Here is a 15,583-nt window from a genome sequence, read left to right as displayed (position 1 = left end):
TGATAATGAGCACAGAAGAATACATCCTGATTTTCGGCGTCCTCTTTGTGGCGCTCTGCATCCTTCTCGTCTGCCTGCGCACCAGATTGCAAAAGATCAGGCAGGAGGAACGCCGCAGAAACGTGGTTCGCCGGATGCTTGAGACAGCTCAGGAACAGAACGAAATTTTCGATCTGAAAATGCTGGACAGCGAAGCCGGAAAAAACGGCCTGTCCGGCACCCTGATCAAGCTGACCCCCGAAACCCTGCACATGGAAGTGCTGGCTTACGTCTCCAAAGGAATGGACGGACACCCGGTGGACGTCTATTTTCGCGTCAGCCTGCCGGAAGGCCCGGTCTTCTATAAATTCCGCGCCGCCATCCAAAGAGTGGAAGCCTCGCGCGAAAAATCCCGCGTTTTCCTCACCGCGCCCCGAGACCTGGAAGTGGGGCAAAAGCGCAATTTCATCCGCATCAAACCGCAGAAGGACGCGGTGCGGGTTATCGGCGTCTGGGCCATTGATCCGGCCAAACCCATTCCCCGCACCACGGCCGAAATCGGCCGCCCGGTCATTCACTACAAGCTGGGCATGAACAACGAGCCCGTGCAGGTGGAAAACATCTCCGCAACGGGCATGGCCCTGCGTTTTCAGATGGAAGACCCGGAAACCCGGCCTGTTGACCTGGACAAAGGTTCACAGCTACTCTGTCTCGTCATTTATGCCATGGACAAAAAAGGCGAGAAACTTATTACTTTCTGGTGCACCTGCGAGGTGATCAACACCCGCACGACCGAAGCTCCCTCGCCCGCTCTGATTCTGGGGGTGGAGTTCACCAACTGGGCCGTGCTGGAACAGGGCAAGTCCGAAATCCACTGGTTTCACAGCTCCACATCACGGGGCGTGGGGCCGATCACCCAGTGGGTCATGCGCATGGATATGGAACAGCGCAAACTGCTCTAGGACTGTTTTCCAAGACCATGTAACAGTTAGAGCATTTTGCGCCTGAAAGTATCGTTTAACGGCGAAGTAAATTCGCCTTGCGATAATCTCGCGGTGCGGATTTTCACGGAAAATCCGCACAGAGCGTTGAGGTATTTTCAATATCAACACGCTCTAAGACTTCATTTTAGCAGCTTTCAGCTTGTTCACGATGTCACGCCTCACCTGTGGGTTCGGCGTGAAGCTCGCATAGCAAAAAGCGCGGTTTTTGCTGTGGTTACGCCGCTTCGCGGCAGGAGGCACGGCCCCGGAACCGGACTCCGCAGATCCGCGCCCAAACATGGAGGTTATTTTGGACGGAGGCTCCGACGGTCATAGTACCATCTGGTCGCGCCTGGGCAGATTTTTCGGGCACGACGACGAAGAATCCCTGGAAAAAGCCATTCTTGAAGCCAGAGCCGACGGCGAGGTGGAACCGGACGAGGAGTCCATGCTGCTGGGCATCCTGCGCTTCAACGATCTTCAGGTGCAGGACACCATGATCCCCCGCACCGATATCGACTGCGTGCCCGACGACATGCCCCTGCCCGAAGTGGCCCGCGTCATCGTGGACTCCGGACATTCCCGCATTCCCGTGTACAAAGACACCCGCGACAACATGGTGGGCATTCTGCACGCCAAGGATCTCCTGCGCTGCCTCATCGAACCGGCCGGAAAGCATCCCCCGGTGGCCCAGGTCATGCGCGAGCCCTTTTTCGTGCCGGAAACCAAGCCCATCCGCGCGCTTCTGCAGGAATTCCGCGCCCGCAAGCAGCATATCGCCATCGCCCTGGACGAATACGGCGGCACCTCCGGCCTGATCACCATTGAGGACGTGCTGGAGGAAATCGTGGGCGACATTGAGGACGAGCACGACACCCCCCGCCAGGAGGACATCCGCCCCCTGGGCGACAATGTCTATGAGCTCACGGGTCGCGCCCTGCTGGAGGATCTGGAGGAACTGGGCGTTGACCTGGTTTCCGACGAGGTGGACACCATCGGCGGCTATCTGAGCATGGAGGCCGGCCATGTGCCCGGCCCCGGCGAGGTTTTCAACCTGCACGGCTGGGCCTTTACGGTGCTGGACGCCGACAAGAAGCTGATCCGTCGCCTGCGCATGGAACCCGCCGACAAGGCGGCGCAGGCTTTGGACGAAGCCAGGGACAATGCCGGAGCATGAACACGGCGCGCGCGGGCGGACAGCCGCCGTTCCGAAGCCTGCGTCCGGACCTGCTCCTGGGCCTGGCAGGCGCTCTGGCGCTCTGGCTGGGCTTTCCCAATGATTTTCTGAGCCTGCCGCCCTTGGTCCTGCTCTGGCCCATGGCCCTGGCCCTGTTGGGCCTGCGCGCGCCCGGCCGCATGGCCGCGTTGCGCCGGGGCTGGCTGGTCAGCCTGGCGGGCGGCACGGCGGCACTGTACTGGCTGGCCCTGCCCGTGCACAATGTGGGCGGCCTGCCCTGGCCTTTGGCCGTGCCCTGCGCCCTGTTCATCGCGGCCTGCCTTGCCAGCGCGGGCGGCCTGTTCTCCCTGGCCGCGCAAATTCTGCGCGCCCGGCCGCCGATGCTGCTGGCCCTGGCGCTGGCCCTGCTCTGGTATCTGCTGGAAGCTGTCTACGCCCTGGCGCTGGGCTTTCCCTGGCTGCCCCTGGCCGGAGCTCTGGCGGTCTGGCCCGTGCTGGTCCAGGCCGCTGATGTCGTAGGCGCGTACGGCCTGGGCGGACTCTGGCTATTGGCCGCCCTGCTCTGCCTGTTCAGCCTGCCCCTGATCCCGCAAGCAGCCGCGCCACGGGCTTTTTGTCCGCGCCGACCGGCAACGAGCTTGGCAACGGGACTGGCTCTGGCCGTGCTGCTGCTCGCTTACGGGGCCTGGAGGCTGGACGCTCATCCGTTCCGGGCCGAGCCCTCCGGTCCGGAAAGCATGGCCGTGCTTTTTGTGGAAGGCAATGTGGACCAGAACCGGAAATGGCTGCCCGCCTTCCAGCGGCAGACCGTGGACCTTTATCTGGCGCTGACCCGCGCGGGCCTGGCCGCGCGGCCCGCTGCGGACCGGGATGCAAAGCCGCTCATCATCTGGCCGGAAACCGCTTTGCCCTTCTTTTTTGAAACCAAGCCCGCCCTGGCCGCCCTGGTGCGCGATATGGCCCTGGAGGCCCGCGGCCCTCTGCTTTTCGGCGCGCCCGGCGTGGAGCGGCGGCCGGGCCGGGCGGAACCCGCCATTTTTAACCGGGCCTTCCTGCTGGGCCCGGACGGCGCGACCATCGGGCATTATGACAAGGAACATCTGGTGCCCTTCGGCGAGTATCTGCCGAGTTGGCTGAACTGGGGTTTTCTCGAAGCCCTGCTCCAAGGGGTGGGCGTCTATGAGACGGGCACGGCCGTGGCGCCCCTGCGCTACGAAAATCTTGCTCTGGGCATGCTCATCTGCTATGAAGGCATATTCCCTTGGCTTGCCCAGGCCCGCGTGGCGGACGGGGCCAATATTCTGGTGGACATCAGCAACGACGGCTGGTTCGAGGACACTCCGGCATCGCGGCAGCATCTCTATCTGACTGTGTTGCGTGCCCTGGAACAAAACCGTTGGATTCTGCGCGGCACCAATACCGGCATTTCCGTGGTGGTGGACCCGCGCGGACGCCTGACCGCGCGCGGCGGCCAGTTTCGGGCCGAGAGCCTTTGGGCCCGCGCCGGACTGAGCACAGCGCCCAGCCTCTACCACCGTCTCGCGCCCTGGCTGCTTCCCGTAGCGGCCCTGCTCTGTCTGGTCCTGCTGGTCCTCGGTCCACGCGGCGCCAGAACTTCAGACTGATGCCCCGCTTCACGGGGCACGCGCCGTCCCCACGGCTGGTCTTCAGCCCGCTCCCGCTGTCCGGAGCCGCTGACAACGCCGATAATCCCGGTGCCGTGAACGCGTAAGCGTCGCACGACACCGGATAAAACGGAATCTTCACCCTCAACCCCACAGAATCGACCATGCTGCATCTCAGTGATTTGCGCGCCGCCTGTCAGCCCCTGTCCCAGCGTTTTGACAACCTTTGGGGGCGTCTTTGACGTCGCGTCCAGCGAACAACGCCTGCGCGACATCGAAACGGAACTCTCCCGTCCCGGCGCTTGGGACAAGCCCGAGGCCCTCACACCGGTTTTACAGGAAAAAAGACGCCTGGAAGACGAGGTGGGCCGCCTGACCCGCCTCAAGACCTGCCGGGACGACATGGAGGAATGGCTGGTTCTGGCCTCGGAAAACGAGGATCAGGAAGCCTTGGAATCCCTGGAGCAGCAGCAGAAGGAACTGGCCGCCCTGCTGGACGAGACCGAGCTGGTCATGTTGCTCTCGGCCGAGGAAGACGGCCAGGACGCCATTCTGGAAATCCACCCCGGCGCGGGCGGCACGGAATCCCAGGACTGGGCCGAAATGCTGCTGCGTTTGTACACCCGCTGGGCCGCGCGCCGCAAATACGCGGTGGAGGAAATGGACTTTCTGCCCGGCGACGAGGCGGGCATCAAAAGCGTGACCCTGCGCATCTCCGGGCCGCACGCCTTCGGCTTTCTCAAGAGCGAACGCGGCATCCACCGTCTGATCCGCATCTCGCCCTTTGACGCCTCGGGCCGCCGCCACACCTCCTTCGCCTCGGTGGACGTGATCCCGGACGCGGGCAACGACATTCAGCTGGATATCAAGGAATCGGATCTGCGTTTCGACATCTTCCGTTCCAGCGGTCCGGGCGGCCAGAGCGTGAACACGACCAGCTCCGCAGTGCGCGTCACCCACCTGCCCACGGGCATTTCCGCCCAATGCCAGAACGAAAAATCGCAGCACCACAACAAGGAGACGGCCCTGCGCGTCCTGCGGGCCCGCCTCTACAACCTGGAATTGCAGAAACGCGAGGCCGAGCGCCAGGCGGAATACGCAGGCAAGGACGCCATTGCTTTCGGCAGCCAGATCCGCACTTACACCCTCCAGCCCTACCGCTTGGTCAAGGACCACCGCACGGGCTCGGAATCCGGCGACGTGGACGCGGTTCTTGACGGTCAGATCGACCAGTTCCAACACGATTACCTTTTGTACCGCCATGAGCAACAACGCTGAATTTGACGCCCTGGCCCGCGAACTGCGCGCCCTGCGGGAAGAAGGCTGCGGCGACGCCGTGCCCCGGACCCGCGAGGCCATGCTGGTGGTCCGGCTGGTGCGCGGCCTTTCCCGGCAGCGCTGGCAGGAATTCTGCCGCGCCTTTCCTTTGAGCCAGTGGTGTGCCCTGCCCGTGCCCGGCGCGTCTCCGGAAGGGCGGGTCGCGGATCTGCGCTCCGACGTCCAGCCGCCCATGCCGCCGGACATGCCGCCGGATGCCCTGATCGGCGCGCTGAGCGCCGAACTGTTCGCGGCCCAACTGAGCCGCGAACTGCTGCGTCTGGCGCGCAACGGCGGCGGTCTCAGCCTGATCCTCGCGGCCCTGTCCGAACGGCGGAGGCTGTGCGTGGCCTTGGGCGACGGCACGGTGAAACGCCTGGAGCGGCTGCTGGCCGAAACCCTGCGCGACAATCTGGACGCCTGCGACAGCCTGGGCGACATTGCTCCCGGGCGCTATGCCCTGCTTTTGCCGGGCATGGGCCAGCTCAAGGCCCGGCGCTTGGCCGAACGCCTGCAACACGCCTTTGAGGAGCAGGCCCGGCCGCTCTTCCCCACAGGCGGCATCTCGGCCGGAACCGGGGCCAGCTGCGCCCTGGGCATCGTCTGCGTCAGCCAGGGCGCGGAGGGCCGCGCCCTCGACCTGCTCAGCAAGGCCGACACGGCCCTGAACACGGCCATTCAGCAGGAAAACGGGCATATCCACCAGGAAGCGCCCACTCCTCTGGGCGAACGGACCACCCTGGTCCATTCCAGTGAAAAACGCTTTCTCTTTTTCGGCGGAGAATAATTTATGAACAGCACCTTGAGCGTTGCCGTGCTCAGCGGCAAAGGCGGGGTCGGCAAGACCAACCTGTCCCTCAATCTGGCCTGCGCGCTCTACCAGGCGGGCTTCAAGAACCTGCTCATGGACTGCGACATGGGCCTTGCCAATCTGGACGTGCTGCTGGGCATCACCCCGGAAGGCAACCTCCAGGACGCGCTGCTGGGCGACGCGCGGTTAAGCGATGTGCTCTATCCCCTGGAGCCCAAGGGCTTTGACGTGCTGCCCGCGGCCTCGGGCGTGCCCGAGCTCAACGACATGCGCCCTGATCTGCGCGACATGCTGCTGGAACGCCTGGAGCCGGTGCTCGGCAAGTACGATTACATCTTCATGGATCTGGGCGCGGGCATTTCCGAAACAGTGCAGACCTTCGCGGCCATGGCCGCCATGCGCATCGTCATCATCACGCCCGAACCCACATCTCTCACGGACAGCTATGCGCTGATCAAGGTGCTCAACAGCCGCTTCGGCATGCGCGACTTCATGGTGCTGGTCAATCAGGCTGAATCGCCCAAGGAAGCCCAGGGCGCCTTTGAAAAGCTGAACGGGGCCTGCCGCCACTTCCTGCATCTGGAACCCGTGCTGCTGGGCCACGTGCGTATGGACAAAAAGCTGCCCGAGGCCGTCTGCCGTCAGCAGGCCCTGCTGCGTTACGCGCCGGGCAGCCCGGCGGCCCAGGATATCCAGGCCCTGGCGGGCCGCCTGCAACGCGTGCGCCTGAACATGGCCGACTGGCTGGCCCCGCGCGACGTCTTGCAGGCCCCGCATACAGCATTTTGAGTCAAACTCCACGCCGCCCGCGTGCTGGGGAAGAATACGGTTTATCGCTGCTGTCGATGCCCGCAAGCCCTTTGTGGGCTAACAGGCACGGCTGCGCCGCCTCCGGTCGCTTCCTTGCATTTGGGGGCGGGTATCCGCTCACGCGGCCACCAGAGCAATTCACTCATTTCAAACGTGAATTGCTCTAAGTAAGCGGTTTACCTTACTGCATAAAAGGTATAGGTATAATGAAGCTGGCTGAGTTCCCGCGTTGTCGCCCTTCCCCCACGGGATAATAGTATAACGTGTCAACGGAGGCGTGATGAATAAAAGCGAACTGATCAAGGCTTTGGCCGAAGAGACCAATATTCCCTTTGATGATGCGTCACTGGTTGTGAACACATTCATCGACGCCATGAAAAAATCGCTGATCGCCGGGGAACGGATAGAAATCCGCGGGTTCGGCAGCTTCAAAATCAAGGAATACGGTGGCTACGCCGGGCGCAACCCCAAAACCGGGGAAAGCGTCTCGGTGATTCCTAAACGCCTGCCCTTCTTCCGCGCCGGCAAGGAACTTAAGGAATTCATCAATCAGTAGCAGCCGCGCCCGAGATTGTGTCGGCCGTATCCGAACCGCATTCGCGCGACGGCAAAGCCGTTGTTTCGCGGAACGGTGCGTGTTTCCAACGCCGCGTGACGTCGGAATGATCCGGGCCATGCCTTCCGCCGCCCGTTTACAGAGCCCCGGAGTATTCCGCCACGACGCCGCGGGCGCAGACATAAGGAGTCGGATATGCTTTTTTCCGGTGCGATGACAGCGCTTGTCACCCCGTTCAAGAATAATACCGTGGATGAAGAGACCTACCGGGCCTTTATCGAACGCCAGATCACCGAAGGCATCCACGGTCTGGTGCCTTGCGGCACCACCGGCGAATCCGCCACGCTGTCCCATGAGGAACACGAGCGGGTCATTGAAATCTGTATCGATCAGGCCAAAGGCCGGGTGCCGGTGCTGGCCGGGGCCGGTTCCAACAATACCAGCGAAGCCATCCGCCTGGCCCTCTTTGCCAAAAAGGCCGGGGCCGACGGCGCGTTGCTGATCACCCCCTATTACAACAAGCCCACCCAGGAAGGCCTGTACCTGCACTTCAAGGCCATTGCCGAGACAGTGGATCTGCCCTTGGTGCTCTATAATGTGCCGGGCCGCACGGGCTGCAATATGCTGCCGCCGGTGTTGAGCCGCCTTGCCCGCGACTTTTCCAACATCGTGGGCGTCAAGGAAGCCACCGGCGATATGGTGCAGGGCAGCGAAACGCTGGAAGCCTGCCCGGAGAGCTTCAGCGTGCTGTCCGGCGACGATCTCACCGCCCTGCCCCTGATGGCCCTGGGCGGCAGGGGTGTGATTTCCGTCACCTCCAACCTGGTGCCGGGCCGCGTGGCCGCCATGTGCAACGCCTTTGCCGAAGGCGATCCGGCCGGGGCTGCCCGCCTTCACCATGAGCTCTTCCCCCTGCATCAGGCCATGTTCATGGAAAGCAATCCCATTCCGGCCAAGACGGCCTTGGCCCTCATGGGCCGGATGGAAAGCGAAATGCGCCTGCCGCTCTGCCCCATGAGCGAATCCGGCAAGGCCAGGCTCATTGAGGTGCTGCATCGGCAGGGCCTGCTCTAAAAAACGTTTCCGGCGGATATAAAAAGGAGCGCGTCCATCGAAATGGACGCGCTCCTTTTTTATATCCGTTCAATGCCCTGGCGGCCCCGCCGCCAGGGCTGGCCAGCATTAGAGCAGTTTGCGCTTGAAATTATCGCTTAACGGCGAAGTAAATTCGCCTTGCGATAATTTCGCGGCGCGGCTTTTCACGGAAAATCCGCACAGAGCGTTAAGATATTTTCAATATCAAACGCTCTATTCTTCCCCGCCCCGATCCTCCCGAACCCGCTGCATATCCTCGGGCTCGTCCGCCAGTTCGCCGTGATGCTTGAGGGTCAGGCCCTGATTGATGAAATAGACGTGCTCGGCAATGTTGATGGAGCGCCGCCAGATCCGGGTCAACGAACGGGTGACCAGAATGATGTGCATGGCCAGGTGGGGCTCAAGATCCGTCCCGTGGCTGGAAAGGCGCTCCATAATGCCCTGGATGATCCGCACCTCGCACTGCACCGCCTCATCCTCGCCCCGGCTCATGTCCAGGGCGGCCTCGACGTCGTTCTCGCGGAAGATGACCACGGCCTGCTCAAAGGCCTGGCGGGCTTTGTCGAACATGACCCGCACATGGGGGATGACGCCGTAACCGGGCATGTCCTGCATCAGAATGGCCTGTTCGGCCATGCTCACGGCCTCGTCGCCGATGCGCTCCAGATCCACCACCATGCGCAGGGCGCTGACCACAAAACGCAGATCCCCGGCCACGGGTTGGGTGCGGGCCAGCAGGCGCAGGGCCATGTCGTCGATGTCGTTTTCCAGCTCGTCGATGGCCGCGTCGCTTTCAATGACCGCTGCCGCGCGGCCGGGATCGTTGGCGGCCAGAGCCTTGTCGGCCTCTTCCAGGGCAATGCCCACGCTGGCGCACATGACCAGAAGGCGCGTGCGCAAGGTCACGAGCATCTGCTGCAAATAATTTTCCTGCTGGTTCATCAGGCTTTCTCCTGAATAAAATTCTTTCCCATACACGAGTTAGTCGCCCTTATTCGTCGCCGCTCCAAGAGCTGTTCCTGAAAAGGGTGTTCGTTCTCTGCCAAAGGAACAGAGCGGCGGCTCTAGCCGAAGCGGCCGGTAATATAGTCCTCAGTCTGCTTCTTGCCGGGCCGGGTGAAAATAACGTCCGTGGCGTCGTGCTCAATAAGGCGGCCCATGTAAAAAAAGCCCGTCCAGTCCGACACGCGCGCGGCCTGCTGCATGTTGTGGGTGACGATGATGATGGTCAACGAAGCCTTGAGCTCGCGGATGCTCTCCTCAATCTTCTGGGTGGCTATGGGGTCCAGGGCACTGGCCGGTTCGTCCATGAGCAGCACTTCCGGCTCCACGGCCAGGGTGCGGGCGATGCACAGGCGCTGCTGCTGTCCGCCGGAAAGGCCCAGCGCCGATGACTGCAACCTGTCTTTGACCTCATCAAAAATAGCGGCCCGGCGCAAGGAAATTTCCACCTTCTCGGCGATCAGCGTTTCGTCGGACAGGCCGTTGACGCGCAGCCCATAGGCCACGTTTTCAAAAATACTCTTGGGAAAGGGGTTGGGCTTCTGAAAGACCATGCCCACCCGGCGGCGCAGCGAAACCACGTCCGTTCCGGGCCGGTTCACATCCTCGCCGTCCAGTAGGATCTCGCCTTCCACGCGCGCGCCGGGCACCAGATCGTTCATCCGGTTCAGGCAGCGCAAAAAGGTGGATTTGCCGCAGCCGGACGGCCCGATCAGGGCCGTAACCCTGCCCGGAGCGAAGTCCAGGCTCACGTCGTGCAGAGCCTTGTTTGAGCCGTAATAGACATTGATATTCCGGGCCAGCAGATTTTCCTTCATGCCTTTGCCGCTCCGTCAGGATTTTCGCCAGAGCGATGTTCGCTCTCAACAGAACCAAGGGTGAACACAAGGGCCGTGCTGCCGTCCGGAGCCGGGCTTTCCGCCCGGATACGGCCGCCGTGCCGCTCCACGATATGCTTGCAGATTGCCAGGCCCAGCCCGGTGGAGGCCTGGCCCCGGTGCCGTTCCACCTGGTAGAAACGCTCGAAAATGCGATCCAGGTCCGCCGCCGGGATGCCGGGCCCGTCGTCCACCACCCGGAAAACCACCTCATTGCCGACCGGATGCGCTGTAACGCGGATGTTGCCGCCTTCCGGCGCGTAGCGGCAGGCGTTTTCCAGCAGGTTGCGAAAGACCTGGGCCAGATGCGGCAGGCTTGCCATGACCCGGCACTGTTCCGGCATATCCACATTCAGATGCAGGTTGCGGCGCTCCAGAACCTCGCGGCACATGCCTTTGGCCTGGGCCAGGGCCTCACGCGGGTCCGTGGGGGCCAGCTCCAGGCTGCCCGTCTTGCCTTCCAGGCGGGCCAGAGCCAGCAGGTCGCCGACCATGCGCGTGAGATAGGCGCCGTTCTTGAGAATGATCTCGCCGAAACGGCGGCACTCCAGCGAGGTGTCCAGGCTGATGAGGGTTTCCGCATAGCCCTGGATGGCCGTGAGCGGGGTGCGCAATTCGTGCGAGACGTTGGCCACAAAGTCGCGGCGCACGCGCTCCAGGCGCACCAGCTCCGTAATGTCGTGGAACACGGCCACGGCCCCCAGGTGGCTGTCCGGCCCGGCAGGCCGCGACAGGCAGACCGACATGACCTGGCCGGACGGCAGGGTGAGGTGCAGGTGGCGCTGCACCCGGCCGTTTTCGTCGCCCGGCTCGCTGCCGGAACCCGAGCGGGACGCGTCATGGGATGCGCTTTGAGATGCGGATGACGGCGCGGGCGCGGCCAGCACCTCGTCCACGGCTTTCTGCAATTCCGGCGAGGGGATAATCTCCACCACCTGCGCGCCCTGAGCCGTGGCCGCTGCCGGAAACTCCCCGGCAAGAGCGCGGTTGCAGCGGCGGATATGCCCGTGCGGCCCCAATACCAGCACGCCGTCGCTCATGGTGTCCAGAATGCTTTCCAACTGGGCGGTCTGGTCCGCGGCGGCACGCACATGTTCCTCGATATTTTCGGCCATGCGGTTGACCGCGTCGGCCAGGGGCGCGAATTCACTGCCCGGAATGCGCCGCAGGCGGCGCTGGAAATTGCCCAGGGAAATGGCCTCCACCACGCCGACCATCTGGCTGAGGGAACGGCGCAACGCGCCGGACAGCAGCATGGCCAGCAGCAGGGAAAGGGCCACGGTGATCAGGCCGATCTGGCTGAATACCGTGAGGCGGCTTTCAATCTGGCGCTTCAGATTTTCCAGGGGCACGGCCAGCCGCAACAGGCGGCCGTCGTCCAGGCGGGTCACGGCATAGGCCAAGGGCAGATCCAGAGTGCCGCTGGGCCGGATGGCGAAACCCTGGCCGCCGCCCTCTCCATCCGCGCCGTCCCCTCCGGAAAGGGCCTCGCGCACTTCCGGCCTGTCCGCGTGATTGTCCAGCCGGTCCACGGGCTGGGCTCCCACGGCTGTGTCGGCCAGCACGTTGCCCTTGCCGTCCAGCAGGGAAAGGCGCTCGTCCGGCAGGTTCAGAATGCGGGCCAGTTCCGGCAGAACGTCAGGATCGGGCCCCAGCTTGTCCAGAATCACACCCGCCAGGCGGGTTTCGTGCAACAGGCGTTCGCGGGCGGCCTGCAACTGGCTGTGTTCCAGCCAGCTTTTGCCGTAAAACACGGCAATGCCGATGGAGAGCAGCGCCACTGCCAGCACGCTGCAAAAAATCCGGGTACGAAAGGAAAACATGAACTTACCCCGCCAATGGTTGTCTTTGGCACTCTTCCTGAACCAACGCTGAGCAGAGGCGCTATTCCCTGATCCGGTAGCCCACGCCGCGCACGGTCTCCAGCGCGGCCGCCGCCTCGCCCAGCTTGGAGCGCAGGCGGCGCACATGGGTGTCCACTGTGCGGGCGTAACCTTCAAAGGAATAGCCCCAGACATTGTTCAGCAATTGCTCGCGCGTGCGTACCGTGCCCGCGTGACGCAGCAGATCTTCCAGCAGGCGGAACTCCGTGGCCGTGAGGACCAGCTCCCGCTCTCCGGCGCTCGCCGTGTGCGCGTCGGGCCGCAGCCGGATGCCGTGGCGCTCCAGCAGGGCGCTTTCCGCCACACGGCCGCCCCGGCGCAAAATGGCCTTGATGCGCAACATGAGCTCGCGCACGCTGAAAGGCTTGACCACGTAATCGTCCGCTCCCAGGCTCAGGCCCACCACGCGATCCATTTCCTCGCCGCGCGCCGTGAGCATCAGCACCGGAATGGCCGAGGTCTCGGCCTGGCCGCCCAACCGGCGGCTGACCTCAAAGCCGTCCAGGGCGGGCAGCATCACATCCAGAATAATCAGGCACGGCAGATGCCGCCGGGCCAGCTCCAGCCCCTTCTGGCCGTCCTCGGCCTCCAGCACGCTGAAGCCCTCGCGCTCCAGATTGAAGCGCAGCAGTTCGCGGATGTCGCTTTCATCTTCCACTACCAGGATATGTTGTGCGCTCATATATCTTTTCCTCTGTGCTGCGGAGCCAGTTAACAATGCCATTGCGCCAAACAGGTGGTGACATTGTTACAATCGCGTGACAAGCGCCTCAACGCCCGATTTCCGCGCCGGACAAGGCTTCGACAGGCGTCCGGCCCGGATTCACGCAGTCTTCGCCTTCCTGTCATCATTCTGTAACAGAGGCCGGTCAAAAGGAAAACGCGCGGGGAGCTTCCCCGCGCGGCACCTTCGCAAACCCTAAGGAGAGTACGGAATGACTATCGGCAAAATGCTGGTCACGGCCCTGACGGTTCTGAGCCTCAGCACCCCGGCCCTGGCGGCCCGGGAAATCGTCATCAACGGTTCCACCACGGTGCTGCCCGTGATGCAGAAGGCCGGCGAGGCCTTCATGGCCTCCCACCCAGGCGTGCAGTTGAGCATCTCCGGCGGCGGTTCGGGCAACGGCATCAAGGCGCTCATCGACAGGCAGTGCGATGTGGCCATGAGCTCGCGCGACATCAAGGGCAAGGAAAAAGCCGCCGCCGACAAGAACGGCGTCACGCCCGTGCGCACGGCCATCGCTGTGGACGCCATCGTGCCCGTGGTCCATCCGTCCAACACGGTCAGCGGCCTGACCACCCAGCAGCTCAGGGACATCTACACCGGCAAGGTCACCAACTGGAAGGAATTGGGCGGCGCTGACGCCAGGATCGTGATCATTTCCCGCGACACCTCCTCCGGCACTTTTGAATGCTGGGAAGAACTGGTCATGAACAAGGAACGCGTGACCCCGGCGGCCCTGATGCAGGCCTCCAACGGCGCTGTGGTGCAGGCCGTATCCAACAACAAGAACGCCGTCGGCTACATCGGCCTGGGCTATCTGGACAAGTCCACCAAGGGGCTCAAGGTCAACAATGTGCAGGCCAGCGCCCAGACCGCGCTTTCCAAGCAATGGCCCGTGGCGCGTGAACTGTATATCTTCACTGACGGCCAGCCCACCGGCGAGGTCAAGGCCCTGGTGGACTACCTGCTGGATCCGGGCAAGGGGCAGAAGAGTGTGCGGGAAGTGGGGTATGTGCCCCTGGCCCATTAAACACGCCGCGCTTTTGCCCACCGGCGGCGTTAGGCGGCATGGCCCGGCGCGCGGAGCGTAGCCGCCTACGTGACCAAGCCGGGCCACTTGCCTGCCTTGCCGGTAAACAAAATCCCCGCCGTGTTTAAACCACCAGTCCAATGGCGGGTTCTTTCCTTAAAGAACCCGCCATTGGGGGAGAAAGCCATGCGCAGAGCCGATCTCAAGGAAAAAATCGTCCAATACAGTCTTACCGGCGTGGCCGGAAGTTCCCTGCTGGCGCTGGCGGGCATTGTGCTTTTTCTGTTTATGGAAGGCCTGCCGCTGTTCGCCCATTATTCGGTTTTCGACTTCCTTTTCGGGCGGCTCTGGTATCCCACGGAAGATCCCGGGCTGTTCGGCATCTTTCCTCTGCTCATGGCCTCGCTGGCGGTGACCCTGTTTTCCTCCCTGCTTGCCGTGCCCCTGGGCGTGCTGACCGCCGTGTACCTGACGGAGATCGCCCATCCGGGCGTGCGCCGGATCATCAAGCCCTTTGTGGAGCTGCTGGCCGCCCTGCCCTCGGTGGTACTGGGCTTTCTGGGCATGGTGGTACTGGCCCCCGTCATCCAGGACTGGCTCGGCGCGGCCACGGGCCTGAACCTGCTCAACGCTTCCCTGGTCCTGGCCCTGATGAGCGTGCCCACCATCTGTTCGGTCTCCGAGGACGCCCTGTACAGCGTGCCCCGCGATCTGCGCGAAGCCTCTCTGGCCCTGGGGGCCACGCGCTGGCAGACCACCGTGCGGGTGGTCATTCCGGCCGCGCTTTCCGGCATCGGCACGGCGGTGATGCTGGGCATGTCACGGGCCATCGGCGAAACCATGGTGGTGCTGATGGTGGCCGGGGGCGCGGGCCTGATCCCCACCTCCCTGCTGGACCCGGTGCGGCCCATGCCCGCCTCCATCGCGGCCGAAATGGCCGAAGCGCCCTTCCGCAGCGATCACTACCACGCCCTATTCGCCATCGGCATCGTGCTCTTTTTCCTGACCCTGGCCTTTAATCTGGCGGCCGGGCACATTGCCGAAAAACACCGTCAGGCCGGTTCGTCCGGTCTCTAGAACAGATTAACTTTGAAATTTTACAAATTTCAAAGTTGGCATTCTGGCGAAAAACGTGGTTTTCGCCAGAATCCACGCCACTTCGTGGCGGCTGCCGCCTTCGCGTCAGCAGAGCAATTTCAAAGTGAAATTGCTCTAGGGCCTGTTAACACTATTTCAGAGCTATAACAATTAACGCAAAGACGACAAAGGCCAGGAACATGACATCGAGCTTATCGAACCGAGTAAAAACACGGCGGAAGCCTTTGAGCCTCCTGAAAAGCCGTTCTACCTCATTACGTCTTTTGTATAGCTCTTTGTCATACTCCCACGGTTTCAGTCGGTTGGGATTGGGCGGCACCACCGGAGTGAAGCCCAACTCACGTCCCAAGCGAGTCGTTTCATTACCCTCATATGCGCCATCCATAAGCAAGCTGCACGGCGCTGGCATCGGCCCCAACTGGACAAGCAGCCTGCGCCCCTCGGGGGCATCGCCGGCGTTGCCGGGAGTGAGGCTGAAATTCAACGCGCATTCAGCATTCGCGGCAACCATATCAAGCTTGGTCGTCCAGCCGCCTCTGGACTTTCCGATGGACTGCGGACCTGTTTTTTTAAGGCCCCTGTTCCGATCGGGATGAACCTTAACAATAGTACTGT

Annotated in this window: 15 protein-coding genes; 10 read left to right on the top strand and 5 right to left on the bottom strand. The window is 62.8% G+C overall.

Translation table 11 applies throughout. From position 1 onward, the window contains the following. Positions 1 to 5 precede the first annotated feature (5 nt). The 8 genes from HMPREF1022_RS14745 (at position 6) to dapA (ending at position 8,332) form a co-directional block, all read left to right on the top strand. Complete coding sequence (locus HMPREF1022_RS14745) at positions 6 to 941, top strand: PilZ domain-containing protein (protein ID WP_009303765.1); 936 nt, start codon at positions 6 to 8, stop codon at positions 939 to 941. A 331-nt stretch (positions 942 to 1,272) separates the two neighbouring features. Then, complete coding sequence (locus tag HMPREF1022_RS14740; RefSeq protein WP_009303764.1) at positions 1,273 to 2,139, top strand: hemolysin family protein; 867 nt, start codon at positions 1,273 to 1,275, stop codon at positions 2,137 to 2,139. Continuing rightward, positions 2,136 to 3,764: an apolipoprotein N-acyltransferase gene (gene lnt / locus HMPREF1022_RS14735; RefSeq protein ID WP_009303763.1), complete on the top strand. Its 1,629-nt coding sequence runs from the start codon at positions 2,136 to 2,138 to the stop codon at positions 3,762 to 3,764. Before HMPREF1022_RS14740 ends, lnt begins: the two co-directional genes overlap by 4 nt. 164 nt (positions 3,765 to 3,928) lie before the next feature. Then, a protein-coding gene (prfB, locus tag HMPREF1022_RS14730; RefSeq protein ID WP_223299959.1) for a peptide chain release factor 2 occupies positions 3,929 to 5,042 on the top strand; the annotation gives its coding sequence in 2 pieces (ribosomal slippage) (positions 3,929 to 4,003 and positions 4,005 to 5,042; 1,113 coding nt in all). Next, positions 5,026 to 5,868: a GGDEF domain-containing protein gene (locus HMPREF1022_RS14725; RefSeq protein ID WP_008685495.1), complete on the top strand. Its 843-nt coding sequence runs from the start codon at positions 5,026 to 5,028 to the stop codon at positions 5,866 to 5,868. Before prfB ends, HMPREF1022_RS14725 begins: the two co-directional genes overlap by 17 nt. A 3-nt stretch (positions 5,869 to 5,871) precedes the next feature. Further along, the gene (locus HMPREF1022_RS14720; RefSeq protein ID WP_008685494.1) at positions 5,872 to 6,681 is read left to right on the top strand and encodes a MinD/ParA family protein; all 810 of its coding nucleotides are present in this window, start codon (positions 5,872 to 5,874) and stop codon (positions 6,679 to 6,681) included. A 301-nt stretch (positions 6,682 to 6,982) separates the two neighbouring features. Then, the gene (locus tag HMPREF1022_RS14715) at positions 6,983 to 7,258 is read left to right on the top strand and encodes an HU family DNA-binding protein (protein WP_008685493.1); all 276 of its coding nucleotides are present in this window, start codon (positions 6,983 to 6,985) and stop codon (positions 7,256 to 7,258) included. Between the two features lie 195 nt (positions 7,259 to 7,453). Beyond that, positions 7,454 to 8,332 (top strand): 4-hydroxy-tetrahydrodipicolinate synthase, encoded by an 879-nt coding sequence (gene dapA, locus HMPREF1022_RS14710; protein ID WP_008685491.1) that lies wholly within the window; start codon positions 7,454 to 7,456, stop codon positions 8,330 to 8,332. A 234-nt stretch (positions 8,333 to 8,566) separates the two neighbouring features. On the opposite strand, the gene phoU is transcribed toward dapA, so the two are convergent. From phoU to HMPREF1022_RS14690, 4 genes are all read right to left on the bottom strand, one after another. Further along, the gene (phoU, locus tag HMPREF1022_RS14705; RefSeq protein WP_009303761.1) at positions 8,567 to 9,295 is read right to left on the bottom strand and encodes a phosphate signaling complex protein PhoU; all 729 of its coding nucleotides are present in this window, start codon (positions 9,293 to 9,295) and stop codon (positions 8,567 to 8,569) included. Between the two features lie 122 nt (positions 9,296 to 9,417). Then, positions 9,418 to 10,173 (bottom strand): phosphate ABC transporter ATP-binding protein PstB, encoded by a 756-nt coding sequence (pstB, locus tag HMPREF1022_RS14700; protein ID WP_008685487.1) that lies wholly within the window; start codon positions 10,171 to 10,173, stop codon positions 9,418 to 9,420. Then, positions 10,170 to 12,056 (bottom strand): sensor histidine kinase, encoded by a 1,887-nt coding sequence (locus HMPREF1022_RS14695; RefSeq protein WP_009303760.1) that lies wholly within the window; start codon positions 12,054 to 12,056, stop codon positions 10,170 to 10,172. Before HMPREF1022_RS14695 ends, pstB begins: the two co-directional genes overlap by 4 nt. Before the next feature lie 61 nt (positions 12,057 to 12,117). Next, positions 12,118 to 12,798, bottom strand: a complete 681-nt coding sequence (locus HMPREF1022_RS14690; RefSeq protein ID WP_008685484.1) for a response regulator — start codon at positions 12,796 to 12,798, stop codon at positions 12,118 to 12,120. A 253-nt stretch (positions 12,799 to 13,051) separates the two neighbouring features. Between HMPREF1022_RS14690 and HMPREF1022_RS14685 the strand changes: the two genes are divergently transcribed. Both HMPREF1022_RS14685 and pstC read left to right on the top strand, forming a co-directional pair. Further along, positions 13,052 to 13,870, top strand: a complete 819-nt coding sequence (locus HMPREF1022_RS14685; RefSeq protein ID WP_008685482.1) for a phosphate ABC transporter substrate-binding protein — start codon at positions 13,052 to 13,054, stop codon at positions 13,868 to 13,870. A gap of 186 nt (positions 13,871 to 14,056) precedes the next feature. After that, positions 14,057 to 14,947 (top strand): phosphate ABC transporter permease subunit PstC, encoded by an 891-nt coding sequence (gene pstC, locus HMPREF1022_RS14680; protein ID WP_009303759.1) that lies wholly within the window; start codon positions 14,057 to 14,059, stop codon positions 14,945 to 14,947. A gap of 151 nt (positions 14,948 to 15,098) precedes the next feature. On the opposite strand, the gene HMPREF1022_RS14675 is transcribed toward pstC, so the two are convergent. Further along, positions 15,099 to 15,583, bottom strand: a 485-nt coding sequence (locus HMPREF1022_RS14675; protein ID WP_009303758.1) for an IS5 family transposase, incomplete at its 5' end; no start/stop codon positions are given.

Source organism: Desulfovibrio sp. 6_1_46AFAA, assembly GCF_000224635.1.
In the GTDB taxonomy this organism is placed as follows: Bacteria; Desulfobacterota; Desulfovibrionia; order Desulfovibrionales; family Desulfovibrionaceae; genus Desulfovibrio; species Desulfovibrio fairfieldensis.
This window is presented reverse-complemented; position numbering and strand designations above follow the sequence as displayed.